The 13697-nt window shown below is 74.3% G+C and carries 16 protein-coding genes; 9 read left to right on the forward strand and 7 right to left on the reverse strand.

Annotated elements, in window-relative coordinates; translation table 11 throughout:
- Positions 1 to 34 precede the first annotated feature (34 nt).
- Complete coding sequence (locus V1260_RS04170; protein WP_329745535.1) at positions 35 to 523, reverse strand: GNAT family N-acetyltransferase; 489 nt, start codon at positions 521 to 523, stop codon at positions 35 to 37.
- A gap of 396 nt (positions 524 to 919) precedes the next feature.
- Here V1260_RS04170 and V1260_RS04175 point away from each other — a divergent pair, with 396 nt between their 5' ends.
- Positions 920 to 1237, forward strand: a complete 318-nt coding sequence (locus V1260_RS04175; RefSeq protein ID WP_329745536.1) for a hypothetical protein — start codon at positions 920 to 922, stop codon at positions 1235 to 1237.
- Positions 1238 to 1246: 9 nt separating this feature from the next.
- On the opposite strand, the gene V1260_RS04180 is transcribed toward V1260_RS04175, so the two are convergent.
- From V1260_RS04180 to V1260_RS04200, 5 genes are all read right to left on the reverse strand, one after another.
- Positions 1247 to 5080 carry an nSTAND1 domain-containing NTPase gene (locus tag V1260_RS04180; protein ID WP_329745537.1) on the reverse strand — a complete coding sequence of 1278 codons (3834 nt, stop codon included), beginning with the start codon at positions 5078 to 5080 and terminating at the stop codon, positions 1247 to 1249.
- A gap of 127 nt (positions 5081 to 5207) precedes the next feature.
- Positions 5208 to 6032 carry a hypothetical protein gene (locus V1260_RS04185; RefSeq protein ID WP_329745538.1) on the reverse strand — a complete coding sequence of 275 codons (825 nt, stop codon included), beginning with the start codon at positions 6030 to 6032 and terminating at the stop codon, positions 5208 to 5210.
- Positions 6029 to 7549: an outer membrane protein assembly factor BamB family protein gene (locus V1260_RS04190; RefSeq protein ID WP_329745539.1), complete on the reverse strand. Its 1521-nt coding sequence runs from the start codon at positions 7547 to 7549 to the stop codon at positions 6029 to 6031. Before V1260_RS04190 ends, V1260_RS04185 begins: the two co-directional genes overlap by 4 nt.
- Positions 7550 to 7960: 411 nt before the next feature.
- A complete protein-coding gene (locus V1260_RS04195; protein ID WP_329745540.1) occupies positions 7961 to 8449 on the reverse strand; it encodes a PTS sugar transporter subunit IIA in 489 nt (162 codons plus the stop codon).
- Positions 8450 to 8566: 117 nt separating this feature from the next.
- Positions 8567 to 9580, reverse strand: a complete 1014-nt coding sequence (locus V1260_RS04200; RefSeq protein WP_329745541.1) for an NAD(P)/FAD-dependent oxidoreductase — start codon at positions 9578 to 9580, stop codon at positions 8567 to 8569.
- Between the two features lie 79 nt (positions 9581 to 9659).
- On the opposite strand from V1260_RS04200, the gene V1260_RS04205 reads away from it, so the two are divergent.
- Genes V1260_RS04205 through V1260_RS04215 form a run of 3 tightly spaced genes read left to right on the forward strand, consistent with a single transcriptional unit; the run spans position 9660 to position 11226 of the window.
- Positions 9660 to 10241 (forward strand): helix-turn-helix domain-containing protein, encoded by a 582-nt coding sequence (locus V1260_RS04205; RefSeq protein ID WP_329745542.1) that lies wholly within the window; start codon positions 9660 to 9662, stop codon positions 10239 to 10241.
- A 51-nt stretch (positions 10242 to 10292) separates the two neighbouring features.
- The gene (locus V1260_RS04210; RefSeq protein WP_329745543.1) at positions 10293 to 10955 is read left to right on the forward strand and encodes a carbonic anhydrase; all 663 of its coding nucleotides are present in this window, start codon (positions 10293 to 10295) and stop codon (positions 10953 to 10955) included.
- Between the two features lie 16 nt (positions 10956 to 10971).
- Positions 10972 to 11226 carry a DUF4282 domain-containing protein gene (locus V1260_RS04215; protein WP_329745544.1) on the forward strand — a complete coding sequence of 85 codons (255 nt, stop codon included), beginning with the start codon at positions 10972 to 10974 and terminating at the stop codon, positions 11224 to 11226.
- 4 nt (positions 11227 to 11230) lie between these two features.
- Here the strand turns inward: V1260_RS04215 and V1260_RS04220 are convergent, their stop codons facing one another.
- Complete coding sequence (locus V1260_RS04220; protein WP_329745545.1) at positions 11231 to 12331, reverse strand: GTP-binding protein; 1101 nt, start codon at positions 12329 to 12331, stop codon at positions 11231 to 11233.
- A 57-nt stretch (positions 12332 to 12388) separates the two neighbouring features.
- Here V1260_RS04220 and rpmB point away from each other — a divergent pair, with 57 nt between their 5' ends.
- From rpmB to ykgO, 5 genes are all read left to right on the forward strand, one after another.
- On the forward strand, positions 12389 to 12625 hold the full coding sequence (gene rpmB / locus V1260_RS04225) for a 50S ribosomal protein L28 (protein WP_329745546.1): 237 nt from the start codon (positions 12389 to 12391) through the stop codon (positions 12623 to 12625).
- Positions 12626 to 12639: 14 nt separating this feature from the next.
- Positions 12640 to 12807 (forward strand): 50S ribosomal protein L33, encoded by a 168-nt coding sequence (gene rpmG / locus V1260_RS04230; RefSeq protein ID WP_329745547.1) that lies wholly within the window; start codon positions 12640 to 12642, stop codon positions 12805 to 12807.
- Complete coding sequence (rpsN, locus tag V1260_RS04235) at positions 12807 to 13112, forward strand: 30S ribosomal protein S14 (protein ID WP_329745548.1); 306 nt, start codon at positions 12807 to 12809, stop codon at positions 13110 to 13112. Before rpmG ends, rpsN begins: the two co-directional genes overlap by 1 nt.
- Positions 13113 to 13181: 69 nt before the next feature.
- On the forward strand, positions 13182 to 13439 hold the full coding sequence (locus V1260_RS04240; RefSeq protein ID WP_329745549.1) for a type B 50S ribosomal protein L31: 258 nt from the start codon (positions 13182 to 13184) through the stop codon (positions 13437 to 13439).
- Positions 13436 to 13561 (forward strand): type B 50S ribosomal protein L36, encoded by a 126-nt coding sequence (gene ykgO, locus V1260_RS04245; protein ID WP_329745550.1) that lies wholly within the window; start codon positions 13436 to 13438, stop codon positions 13559 to 13561. Before V1260_RS04240 ends, ykgO begins: the two co-directional genes overlap by 4 nt.
- Positions 13562 to 13697: the final 136 nt, after the last annotated feature.

Below are 13697 nucleotides of genomic sequence, written 5' to 3' on the forward strand. Positions count from 1 at the left end.
GTTCCCGGACACTCCCGGTCACGCTTCGGGGAGCTCAGCGCGCGATGTCGTCCCCCGCGACGAAGCGCTGCTCGACCGTGCCGTCGGCGTGCACGGTCTCCTCGAACTCCTCCGGGATCACCCGACGCCAGAACTCGGTGGCCGAGGAGTTCGTCGCGAGCTGGCTGATCGACCAGTGACCCGGGTGCCGCGCGATGATCTCGCAGGCGGCGCGGGCACCGACCCCGGCGCGGCGGTATTTCCGCAGCACGAAGAACTCCGCCATCTGCACCGGGTCCTCGGCGCGCACCAGCGCGAACCCGGCCGGGTGGGCGCCGACGCGGATCACGTAGGCGTGACGCTCCGGCTCCTCCCGATAGGCGTCGAGCCAGGCGTAGGGGTAGCGGCCCTGCCCGTCCACGTCGTAGCCCGCGTGCTCCGAGAAGTCGTGGAGGTAGAGCTGCAGGAGCTGCTCGAGCAGTGCGAACTCCGCCTCGGTCGCTCGGGTGACGGTGGGACTCTGCCCTGCTGTCGGCGCTGCCATGTCGGCACTGTACGAGGGCAGGTGGGGAAGGGCACCTGACTTTCCGGGTGACGGGAGAGCGGGAGGGGCGACAGGGGCCGGGTGCGGCGGGCTCGCTGCTGAAGAGCTGCGCCTGGCGTGACCTCACGGCCCCACAGCCCGTCAGGTCACGCAGGGCGCGGAGTTTCAGCAGGGGCGGCAGGGGGCGCGGCCGGCAGGAGGGCGCGGCTGGCACGGGGCAGGGGAACGCTGTCCCGCCCCCTCCCCTCCGCTACCCTCGACGCCGTGCGTGGGGAGAACAGCATCCGAGGGGTCCGGGGTCGGCGGGGAGCGGCGGCGCTGCTGCTGATCGGGACGCTCCTGCTCGGCGGCTGCACGGAGAAGGTGCAGTAGCGCTGCAGCGGGAGCGACAACACGGTGACCTGCACCGTCACCTACGAGACGTCCGAGGGGCAGTGGAGCACCGAGCTCGAGGGCGAGAGGCGGTACGGCGAGGTGACCATCTCCGGCACCTTCACCGTGGCCTCCGGCAGCGGCACCCTGGAGATCGAGCACGCCGACGGCGTCGAGGAGTTCCCGCTCAGCGCCGACGAGCCGGTGGAGATCTCCGATCTGACCCTGCCGCTGATCGAGCCGCGCGACTCCGACGACGACGCCACCCGCGTGGTGCTCTACACCCGGGCCGACGGGACCCTCGAGGGCTTCTCCGCCGAGTTCACCTACGAGACCCGCTGAGGACCGCGCTCACTCGCAGAGCACGGCATCCTCCGGGAGGCTCGGGGCGAGGGACCGCGCGGCCTCGGTCGTGAGCGGTGCGCCGGTCCTCTCGCAGATCCGCCCCGCTGCGCGATCCGGCTCGAGGTCCCAGCGCCATATCCGGCCGCTGTACGTCGAGGCGGCGAGGCGGGTGCCCCCGTCGAGGAAGGCGACGTCGGTGATGTGGGCGCTCCACGGCCCAGTCAGCGTCAGGCCGGTCGCGGCGATCCCGCCGTCCGGGTCGACCGAGCGCAGCTCCGCGGAGCCGACCGCGGCGATCGCGAGCAGCGAGCCGTCGGGCGTGAAGTCGAGGCTCAGCGGGGAGTCGGACATCCGGGGGATCCGGGAGATCACGCGCGGCGCCGACGGGTCGGAGAGGTCGAGGATGCCGACGCTGAGATCCCCGGTCGTGTACGCCACCTGCCCCGGGTGCCCGGGTCGGGCGAGCACGAAGCCGGGGCGGGCGCCGTCGACGGTGGCCTCGCCGAGCTCGGTGCCGGCGGCGAGGTCCCAGATCTCGAGCCCGGTCCGGCCGTTGTCGAGGACGAGGGTGTCCGGGTCGAGGAAGGTCATCGTCCCGCCGGCCTCGACGGGGATGCGGCGCGACTCCCGCAGGGTCCCGGGCGCGCCCGGCTCCCCCAGGACGACGTCGAGCACGAGCACCTCGTCGTGGTTCTGGGCGGCGACGGCGAGGCGTCGCCCGTCGGGGCTGAACGTCACGTAGGTGATGAGCGACCCGGCGGGGAGGGCCTGCAGGAACAGCGGCTCGGACAGGGCGGTCTCGCCGACGGCCCACAGGTAGAGGTCGCCGTCCCAGCCGCCGGTCGCGATGAGTGACTCGTCGGCGCTGAGCGCGATGCCGTAGGAGGTGCGCTGCGCGATCGCGGGAACGTCGAGCGGCCGCATCGAGCCGTCGGCCGCGAGGCGCTCGACGCGCAGCACGCCGTCATCCTCGCCGACGCTCGCGGTGACCTGCTGCCCCTCCCGCCCTGAGACCACCTCGAAGAGCCGGCCCCGGCCGGAGACGTCCGGCAGCGCGTCGGCCGGCCACCGGTAGACGAGCCCGTCGACGGAATAGGTCGCGATCCCGTCGCCGTCCGCGACCACGGAGGTGAGCAGCGCCGCGGTCTCCTGGACCTGCAGCTCGGTGCCGTCGGCGGCGAGGATCCGCAGCGTCTGGTCGGAGCTGACCGCGGCGACCCTGCCGTCGGGCAGGAACACGGCCTCGTTGACCCAGGAGGCGAACGCGGCGGACGCGCTCGGGGCGGCGATCGTGCCGTCGACCGCGACGTCGCCGAGGACGAGGCTGTTCTCGCGGGTCGAGGCGGCATAGCGGGTGCCGTCGGGCGAGACCGCGATCGACAGCAGCCCGGGCAGCTGCGCGACCGGCCGGTAGGTCCCGGCTCCGAGCGGGTCGGCGAGCAGCGCGACCGAGCCGTCGTAGGCGGCGACGAGCACGCCCGACGGGCCGACGGCGAGCCCGCGCACCCCCGCCGCGGGCTGGGCCTCGTCGGCGCGCGGTCCCTCGAGGGCGGGGAGGGGCCGGACCGACCCGTCGGCGTCGAGCGCGAGCCGCTGGATCGTGCCGTCGTCGGCGCCGAACAGAACGCCGCTGCCGTCGGGGAGCACCGCGACCGCGTCGGACTTCGCCGGCAGATCCGTGCAGCCGAGCAGCCGCGGCTCCGCCGTCACGTCCCACACGCAGCCCGGCGCGCCCGCCGCGGAGCCCTCCGCCTCCTCCCCGGCGGCGGCGAGCAGGAGGCGGCCGTCGACGTCGACGGCGTGGGCGGCGTAGAGATGGGAGGCGGGGGCGTCGACGGTGCCGCTCGGCTCCCCGGTGCGGGTCGAGAACAGCCCGATCGTCCCGCCCTGCCCGACCTTGACCAGCAGGTCCCCCGCCGTCGCGAGCGCCCCGGGACCCGCGGGGGTGAGGATCCGGTGCGGCATCGGGGAGGCAGTGCGCGAGGCGAGCTGGGAGCGGGTCGCGGGATTGTCGTCGAGGGCGTGGGCGCCGACGGCCAGCTGCGCCGCCTCCGCGGGCATCGTCCCGGCGGCCGCCTCGGCGTACAGCGCGATCTGCCCGGCGAGCGCCGCCTCCCGCTCCCGGTCGAGGCTGCGGCCGATGCTCATCGCGGTCCCCGCCGCGACGACGGCGACGACGAGCAGTGCGGAGGCGACGCCGGCCACGATGCCGAAGCGCCGACGGGAGCGCCGCAGCCGCCGGTTGTCCGCGGCCGCCGCCCGCAGCGCCGCCTCCCGCGCATCGCGGCTGACCTCGAGGAACTCCCGCTCGAGAAGGGAGAGCGACTGCTCCTCGGCGAGCGCGTCCGCGCTCTGCTCCTGCGCCTCGAGGAGCACAGCGGCGGTCTTCGACGCGAGCAGGTCGGCGGGCCTTCCCGACTCGTCCCAGAAGGTCGCGAAGCGGTGCAGGAGCTGCCGCGCGGCGGTCCACTCCTGCGCGGTCGCGAGCCAGGTGCCGAGCCGCGGCCAGGCGGTGAGCAGCAGGTCGTGGCTGAGGGTCAGGCCGTCGGCGTCCGACGTGAGGAGGCGGGCCTCGAGGAAGACGCGCAGCACCTCCTGGGAGGCGGCGTCGGTCCACAGCCCGGACGGCACGGAGCGGCGCGTGGGGACCGCGGCGTCGGACCGGATCATCTCGCGCAGCACCGGCCACACCCGGGCCCTCGCCGCGGGGCCGAGCCGCTCATGGGCGGTCTCGGCCGCGACCTCGACGGACCTCGCCAGGCCGCCGCCGCGGAGGTAGTCGTCGACGCCGATCCGGTCGGGCCGCTCCCGGTCGAGCCACAGCCCGCGCATCGTCTGGGACAGCAGCGGCAGCACCCCGACCAGCTGGTCGTCACCGGCGGTGCCGGCCGCGGGGGCGCGCGATCGGGCTCCTGCATCGCGCAGGATGATCTCGGCGAGGCCCGCCTCGACGGCGATGCCGTGGCGGGCGGGCGGCTCGGTGATGATGCGGGCCATGTCCTCGGCGGTGATGGGACCGACGACGACCGCCGCGTTCTCGAGGGCGCGGCGCAGCACGGCGACGTCCGTCGCGGGGGCGACCTGGTCGGCGCGCAGCACGAGCACGAGCGCGACCCCGCGGGACTGCACCTCGAGCGCGGCGAGGCGCTCCAGCAGCTCGTCGCGCTGCGCGGCCGGCAGCGCGGTCCACAGCGTCTCGGCATGATCGATGACCAGCACGTCGAGCTCGCCGCCGCGCAGCCGGTCGAGGGCATCCAAGGCGGCGACGCCCGGGGTGACCACCTCGCGGCGCACGGGCTCGCCGGAAGGGGCGGGCAGGGTGCCGATCGCGGCGGCGACCACGGACGACTTCCCGACCCCGGAACGCCCGGTGACCAGCAGCAGCGGGCTCTCGTCCCCGTGCAGGCGGGCCCCGAGGTGATCGTGGAGGGCGGCGATGAGCTCCTCGCGCCCCACGAAGGCCGCCGCCATCTCCACGCCGTAGGAGCGCATGCCCGGGTAGGGCGAGGGGATGGCACGCTTGCGGCCCGCGTCGGAGCGGAGCACCTCCCACCAGTCCGCGGACGTCACGGCACCGCCGGCGCCGGGCGGATCAGTCAGGCCCAGCTCGACGACCAGCTTCTCGAACTCCGACCGCATCGAGAGCTGCGGCGCGTACTTGCCGGTCAGCCAGCCCTGCAGGGTCGCGGGGGAGATCGCGACGGCCTTCCCGAGGGCGCGGTAGGAGAGGCCGCGGGTCTCCCGGGCCTCGGCGAGCGCCGCGATGACTCCGTCCGGGCCGCCGCGTCGGGCCGCGTCGAGGAGGGCGCGCGGGGCATCGGCTGCAGGCTGCGGGTCCATCGGCTCTCCTCCTCGACACCGGATAGCGGCACTGTAGGCACGGGGCGGGACGGACGGGGAGCGAGGCACGGACCGCGGACGGTGCGGTGCTGCTGCTGGGCGGCAGAGCTGGGGCCGGCCGTCCCGCTCAGAACAGTCGGAGCTCCTCGCGGCTGAGCTTGATCCCGGTGCCCTCCCACGTGCTCCAGCAGCTCAGCCCGTCGGGCGCCGAGGAGCACTGGACGCTCCCGTCCACGTCGAGGATCTCCCCGTACTCGAGGACGAGCACCTCATCGCCCGTCCGGCCGAGGTACGCGGCCCCGCAGTTCGGCTGCGGGAACGTCCCGTCATAGACGAGGAAGGACGCGTGGGTGGAGCCGGGGCAGGGGTCGCTCCCCCAGTTCCGCTCCTTGATCGAGCAGCCCCAGCTGCTCCCGCCGAGCTGGCAGGAGATGTTCTTCGAGGGCGACGAGACGAGCACGTAGTCGTCATCGTCGGCGAGGGTGCGGTAGATCGTCGCGTCGAACAGCGCGGCGGGTCCGTCCCCGCTCGTCGGTGCCGGGAGGACCTGCTCCGGTCCGGCCGGCGACGCCCCGACCTCCGCGTCGTGCGCCGGGTCGGCGGCGTCCGCGGTCTCGGCGGGCGCGGCGGTGCCGGGGACCTCGGAGACCGCCGCCGCATCCGCCGATGGTGCCTCGTCGGCCGGCGCCTCACCGTCGGCCGTCGCATCGCCCGCCGCGCTCTCCTCCCCGTCCGTGCTGGGAGCCGCATCCTGCCGTCGGGGCGCCTGCTCCTCCCGCGGCGCCTCCCCGCCCCGCAGGGCGACCACGGGGTTCGTGCGGAACCCGTCGGTCGCCCACCAGGCCGCGCCGACGCCCGCCCCCGTCAGCACGAGCGCCGCGACGACCACGAGCGGGATGATCACGCGCGCCGCACCGGAGCGGCGCGGTGCGCGGTGTGCCGGCCCGCTCATCGGAGCCTCGTGAGCGTGCCGCGGGTGTCGTCGACGAGCACGATCATGTCGCCGAGCTGCGACGGGTACGCGGAGTCCCGCACCCGCAGCGACCACAGCTCGTCCCCGCTCGAGGCATCCCAGGCGCGGAGGGTCGGCGCGTCGTACGTGTACACGACGCCCGCCGCGAGGGCGACCGTGTATCCGCGCAGCCGATGGGAGGGCTCCCCCGTCCGGGCGTCGAGCAGCTGGGCGCCGCGCTCGGTCTCGAGGACGACGGCACGGCCGGGAAGGTACTGCTCCAGGTACTCGAAGGAGTCGTCATGCTCGCGCTCCCACAGCTCCTCCCCCGTCCGCGGATCCAGCCGCATCAGGTAGGCGGCGCCGCCGTCGGCCGAGTCCTCCGCGACGAAGAGCGCCGTGCCGTCCGGTCCCGACGCGGTCCACCAGCGGTTCGTGTCCTCGCTCCACAGGATCGTCCCCGAGGCGTCGAGACCCTCGAGCGACGTGTATCCGCCCTGGTCCACCGACCGGAGGACCAGCGAGTCGTCGATCGGGAGGTAGGAGGTCCCGACCCCGTCGTCGGTGAACCACTGGGGCTCGTAGCCGGTCGCCGGATCCAGCCACAGCTCCCCGCCCTCGTCCGGCATGAGGATCAGGTGGTCCCGGTAGAGGCTGGCTCCGAAGATGTCGCCGATGTTCGCGGCCCAGATCGGCTCGCCCCCGAGGTCGCCGGTGCTGAGCCGCTCGACACCCCCGGGGCGACCGACCAGCAGCGGTGTGGGCGTGGTGCGGTAAGCGCCGTAGGCATTGGAGACGGTCCAGTGCGCGATGATCGGCGAGCGGTCCTCCAGCACGGCGGACGAGACGACCGAGCCGCTCCCCGGGTCGAGGGATACCAGGTGCAGGGGCCCGGTCTCATCGGCGTTCGTCGGGACGGCGATCGTGAGGTGGCCCTCGGCGGAGAGCGGTGCGAGCAGCGGCGTGCCCGCCTCGTCCACGAGGCCCAGGTCCCCGAGCGTCGCCTCCCAGCGCACCTCGCCCGAGTCCCCGTCGACGACCGAGATCCGCCCGAGCTCGAGCGCGGACGTGGAGTGGCGGAGCACCACGAAGCCGCCGTCCTCGAGCGGCAGGGTGGACGCCACCGTCGTGTCCCCACGGGCCAGGTCCGAGCGGCTCAGCATCTCGTACGACCAGGCCTCCTCCGGCTCGGCGCGGATCGTCTCGACGTACCCCTCGACCCCGCCGCCGGAGCCCGCACCGATCACGCGGGTCGCGAGCAGCACCCCCGTCGCGATCAACACCAGCAGCACCACCAGTGCGACCACCCCGATCGCGATCAGCAGCCCCCAGCGGCGCCTGCGCGGTGGCGCGGCGGGGGCCGGCTGCGGCGGGGAGCTGGGGAAGTCGGGCGGGGTGCCCGGGAGCAGGGATCGGCCGACGGGGTGGCCGGGGAGCGGGCTCGTCGCCGGGTACGGGGCGGTGGGTGCCTGCGGCGAACCGGCGGGCGGCGGGGCCGACAGGGGCGACTGGTTCATCGGGATCGGGACCTTCTGCGGGGCGCGGGGACGTCCCGCCCAGCCTCACCACGCGCGCCCGCGCGAGGCACCGCTCCGGCAGGTTCCGGACACTCCCGGACAGCCCTCACCTGCACGGATGCCTCGCCCGAGGGCCTCTCCGGCTGATCGACGACCGCCGCGCCCGGGCGGCGAGGCCCTCGGCCAGCGCGCCCGCTTCCGAAGCACCCACGCCAACTCCCGGGGTCTCCCCACGCCCAGGGGCCCACGCCACGTCCGGGGACTCCCCCACGCCCGACTCCCGTGCTCCACCCCCGAGACCGCTGCAGACTCGGCGGAATTCCGGAGCCATTCGCCCCAGAGTGCAGCGGTTACGGGGCGGGGCGGCGGAACGGGGGCGCGGCGCGGACGGGACAGGCCGCCCCGGCCGGCTCAGCGGCGGCGGACGAGCACCACGGGGTCGCTGCCGACGGCGTCGAGGAAGGGCCCTTCGACCTCGTAGTCATCGCCATTGGCGACGATCACCGGGCTGATCAGGGACGGGACGCGTGCGCGCAGCAGCTCGAGGTCGACCTCGAGCACGGGCTGGCCGGTGATCACCCGCTCGCCCTCCGCGAGGCGGCAGCGGATGCCCTCGCCGCACAGGGACACGGAGCCGAGGCCGGCGTGGAGCATGATCACGGCGCCGTTGGCGGTGCGGATCCCGACGGCGTGGGCGGCCTTCGCGATGAGCACGATCGTGCCGTCCACCGGCGAGCAGAAGCGCCCGCTCTCCGGGTCGACGGCGAAGCCGGGGCCCATCATGCCGCGGGAGATCACCGGATCCGGCACCTCGTCGAGGGCCAGCAGCCGTCCGGCGACGGGGCTGGCGACCGCGACGGCATCGTCGATCAGCAGCTTCTTCTTCCCGAACCCGAGCACGGCTCCTCCTCTCCGTCACGACCGATCTGCGGGACAAACGCCCCACAGTATGCGCCCGTTCCGGAGCGGCCGTGAAGATGGGAGCCGCAGAGGACGTGTGAGCCTCGCCCCGTCCGCTCAGACGCCGACGGCGCTCCGACGGGCCACGGCGGTATCGGCGTCGTCGCTCATGAGGGAGGCGTTCAGGTGCGCCCCGGCGAGCGCGCCGGCCGCCGCCGAGGCTCCGACCTGCGCCATCGGGTCGGCGAGGTTGCCCGCGGCCCAGACGCCCGGCACCGCCGTCGCCCCGCCCATCGTGGTGACCACCTTCTCGCCGAAGCCGCCCGGGAGCTCCTCGAGAGGGAGTCCGAGGTCACCCAGTCCGTCGAGCCGGGGGTGGACCCGCGAGGCGACGGCGAGCACGTCCCGCTGCACGAGGGTGCCGTCGGCGAGGCGGACCCCGGCGAGGGATCCGTCGGCCGCGGCCTCGACCCGCTCGACCGCGCCGTCGATCACCGTGATGCCGAGGGCGGCGAAGCGCTCGAGGGTCTCCTCCTCGAAGCGGGTGCCGCGGGAGAAGACGGTCACGTCGTCGCTCAGCTGCCGGAACAGCAGCGCCTGGTGCGCGGAGGCGGGGCCGACGGCGAGCACGCCGATCGCCTGGTCGCGCACCTCCCAGCCATGGCAGTAGGGGCAGTGGACGAGGCCGCTGCCCCAGTGCTCGGCGAGGCCGGGGATCGCGGGCAGCTCGTCGCGCACGCCCGTGGCGAGCAGCAGCCGACGGGCGGTGACGACGCGGCCGTCCGCGAGGTCGACGGTGAAACGGAGGTCCCCGTCGGCGGCGGGCCGGTCGGCGCGGGCACCGACGACCCGGGCGCCGACGACGAGCCCGCCGTACGAGCGGACCTCGGCGCGGCCGCGGGCGAGCAGCTCGGCGGGCGCCATGCCCTCGCGTCCGAGGAGCCCGTGGATGCCGGCGGCGGGCGCGTTGCGGGGGTCGCCCGTGTCGAGCACGAGCACCGAGCGGCGGGAGCGGACCAGCATCAGGGCGGCATTGAGCCCCGCGGCGCCGCCGCCGAGGACGGCGACGTCCACGAGCTCGTCGGGCAGGGTGTCGGCAGTGTCGGGGGTGGCGGGGTGGATCGACGACATGGGAGCTCCTTGGGGGATCAGCGGGCGGGTGCTGGTCGATCCTGGACCGGAATTGCCCCACGGGATTACTCTCTTGCTCATGACGCAAACACCCGGAGGTCTCGACGACCTGGTGCGCAAGCGGCTGAGAGCTGTGCGACTCGCCCGCGGCCTCTCCCTCGCCGAGCTCGCGGAGGCCTCGCACCTCTCCGTCTCCACCCTGTCCCGGATCGAGACCGGCTCGCGTCGCCTGGCGCTCGACCAGCTGGCGACCCTCGCCCGCGCACTGGACACGAGCCTCGACCAGCTCGTCGCCACGGAGGCCGACGACGTGGTGATCGCCCCGGTCAAGGATCATGCCGGCGACGGCGGTCTGCGCTGGACGCTCCGCGACAGCCCCGACACGACGATCCTCCGCCGCCGCTTCACGGGGCCGCCCCCGTCGGACCCCTCGAGGCTCCGCGCCCACCCGGGCCGGGAGTGGCTGCTGGTGCTCTCGGGCACCGCGACCCTCCTGCTCGGCACCCGCAGCTATCGGATCGAGCGCGATCATGCCGCGGAGTTCCCGACGATGCTCCCCCATGCGCTCGGGGCCGACGGCCGCCCCTGCGAGGTGGTGATGGTCTTCGACCGGGAGGCCCGACGCGGACACCGCGATCCCGCACCCGGGCTCCGGGAGTAGTCTGCCGGGGGCTCCGCAGCCGGGAGACCCATCCCCATGGAAGGACGAGTCATGGCCGATCCCCGAGTCAGCGTGCAGGAGGCGTGGGATGCCCTCGCCGAGGGCAACGACCGCTTCATGCAGGGCGACCTGCACCACCCCCAGCAGAGCGCGGCCCGCCGCAGCGAGCTGAGCACCTTCCAGGCGCCGAACGCCGCGTTCCTCGGCTGCTCCGACTCGCGCGTCGCCGCGGAGATCCTCTTCGACTGCGGCCTCGGCGATCTCTTCGTGGTCCGCAACATCGGCCAGATCGCCAACGAGAACACCACCGCGACCATGGAGTACGCAGTCTCCGAGCTGGGCGTCGCGGTGATCGTGGTGCTCGCCCACGGCTCCTGCGGGGCAGTGCGCGCCGCGATCGACCAGACCACGGCCTCGCCCAGCGAGGTCACCCCCGCGATCCGCCGCGAGCTCGAGCGGATCCAGCCGGCGGTGCAGCGGGAGTGGCTCGCCACCCACCAGGACACCCCCTACGTCGACCCCGAGCTGATCGACGCCGATGCGGTCGGCCGCCGGCACCTCGACGAGACGATCCACGCGCTGATGCGCTCCTCCCGCGTCATCTCCGACGCGGTCGCCGAGGGGCGGCTGGGGATCGTCGGCTGCCAGTACCAGCTCGAGGACGGCCACGTGCTGCCGATCACCGCGGTGGGCCGCCTGTCCTTCGCGAGCTGATCACCCGGGCGGCGTCGTGGCCGCGCTCGTGTGGCTGGGGCAGATCCTCAGCGGCATCATGTTCGGCTCGCTGCTGGGCTCGTTCAGCGGCTTCTACGGCGAGCCGAGCTTCAACGCGGTGCCCCTGATCCTGAGCATCCTCTTCGGCTGGATCCCGGCCGTGATCGCGCTGATCGCAATGCGCCTCGGCCTCGAGTTCGCGGTCGCGACGGTCCGCACCGCGCAGCACACCAAGCGCATCGCGGAGGCGACCGAGGCCCGAGGGGCCTGAGCCCTCACACCCGCGCGTCCCGCTCGCCGAGCCACGGGGCGAGGCGGTCCGGGGCCCCGAGCCAGGGGGCGAGCCCCTCGGCCCACTCGGCCTCGGTGAGCAGGCTGCGGCCGAAGGCGAGCCGCACCCGCTCGGCGTCGGCCGGGTGGATCCCGGTGACGACGAGGCGGGTGGTGGGCAGGTCGCGGCCGGCCCGCCACACCGCACCGATCGACACCTGCCCGCCGGCCCCGTCCCACTGGCAGATGCTGTCCGGGCGGTCGGGCACCCAGAAGCGGCCGCGGCCGCGCAGCTCCCCTCCCCCGAGGTCCTCGATGTTCTCGAGCAGCCGCTCGGGATGGAAGGGCCTCGTCGAGCTCAGGTCGAGGGTCCAGGTGCCGTGGCGGGTGGGGCCGCCGTAGGGCTCGACGAGCCGGGCGTCACGTCGGCGCAGTCCGGCCGCGCGGTCGTGGCGCCCGTCCAGCGCCTCCCCCGCCCGCAGCGCGTGGAGCCCGTGGAGGAGCCGCTGCTCGGGGGCGCGCAGGTGCTCGACCAGCTCGGTGCCGGGATCCTCCGGATCGCCGTCGAGCACGATCAGGTCGGCGTGCTCGAGCTGGGCGGCGAGCGCCTCGCCGACGGAGCGGGCGTCGCCGTCGGCCCATTGCGCGCCCCGCTCGGCGAGGGTGTCGTCGCCGAGGAGGTCCTCGCGGGCGGTGCCGCTCGCGGCGACGGCGAGGGAGGAGGCCAGCTCCCAGTCGCCCTGGTGCGGGTGGAGGGTGCCGACGACGGTCGCGGGATCGGCGCTGAGCGGCGGGGCGAGCAGGATCCCGTCGACCTCGCGCCGCTCGGCGAGGCGGCGCAGGGTCGGCACGGCGTCCTCCCGCATGGCGCAGGAGACGCACGGGTGGTCGAGCTTGACCAGCTCGTCTTCGCGCACTCCGTCGGCAGCGACCACGAGGCGGCGCAGTGTGGCGGCCTCGTGGTCCACCTCGTAGCGCAGGGCGAGCAGCCCCTCGCCCTCGAGCAGGAGGCTGCCGACGAGGACGTCACGCAGCACGGGGTCGATCGCGGTGATCACGGCGACGGGGACGGGAGGGGCGACGGGCTTCGGGGAGATGGCGGACACAGGGGCCAGCCCTTCCTTCTTGACGATAATGGTTCTCAGTAACTACTATCGCCCACCATGTCCCGACGCTGTCAAGTCACCGGAGCGGTCCCCCGCTTCGGGGAGTCCGTCTCCCACTCCCATCGGCGCACCTCGCGCCGCTTCGACCCGAACGTGCAGACGAAGCGGTTCTTCGTCCCCTCGCTCGGCCGCACCATCCGCCTGCAGGTCTCCGCCCGGGGCCTGCGCACTATCGACGGGCGCGGGATCGAGGCCGTCGTGGCCAAGATCCGCGCGCGCGGCGAGAAGATCTGAGAGGACCCCGTCCCATGGCCAGGAAGAACGATGTGCGCACCACGATCAGGATGCGCTCGACCGCCGGCACCGGCTCGACCTACATGACCACGAAGAACCGGCGGAACACCCCCGATCGGCTCACCCTGCGGAAGTTCGATCCGCGACTGCGGGCCGTCACCGAGTTCCGCGAGGAGCGCTGATGGCGAAGACCTCGAAGATCGCCGCCGACGCCCGCCGCCGCGCGATCGTCGCCCGGCACGCGGACGAGCGCGCCGCGCTGAAGCGCGTGATCAAGGACCCCCGGGCCTCCGCCGCGCAGAAGGTCCTCGCCCAGCGGGCGCTGCAGCGGCAGCCCCGCGACGCGAGTCCGACGCGGCTGCGGAACCGGGACGCCGTCGACGGCCGGCCCCGCGGCCACCTGCGCCGCGTCGGCCTCTCCCGGGTGCGCTTCCGGGAGCTCGCCCATCGCGGCGAGCTCCCGGGGATCCGGAAGTCCAGCTGGTGACCTCGCGCCCCGCCGCATGCCCACCCCATCCCCCGATCACGCTGACCGCACTGACCGAAGGAGCATCCGATGAGGAGCACCATCCACCCCGACTACCGCCCGGTCGTCTTCCGCGACCGCAGCGCCAACTTCGCGTTCCTGACCCGCTCGACGCGCACCTCCGAGCAGACCGTGCTCTGGGAGGACGGTCGTGAATACCCCGTGATCGACGTGGAGGTCTCCTCCGCCTCGCACCCCTTCTACACCGGCCGCGCGACGGTGCTGGACACCGCGGGGCGCGTCGAGCGCTTCCGTCGGCGCTACGGCAGGACGGAGGAGGGTCGATGAAGGTGCGCAGCTCGCTCCGCTCCCTCGCCGCCCGGCCGGGCGCCCAGGTGGTGCGCCGCCGCGGGCGCCTCTACGTGATCAACAAGAAGGAGCCCCGCTTCACGGGGCGGCAGAAGGGCTGAGGCGCGACCCGGCGAACACCTCGCGGCAGCCACCACCACCTGACACCCCAGCTCCCGACGGGCGGGCGCGGCGGCCTTCACGGTCGCCGCGCACGCCCGTTTACGGGTGTTGAGACTGCCCCATAGACAACACTGT

The sequence above is a fragment of the Brachybacterium sp. J144 genome (genome assembly GCF_036321705.1).
In the GTDB taxonomy this organism is placed as follows: Bacteria; Actinomycetota; Actinomycetes; order Actinomycetales; family Dermabacteraceae; genus Brachybacterium.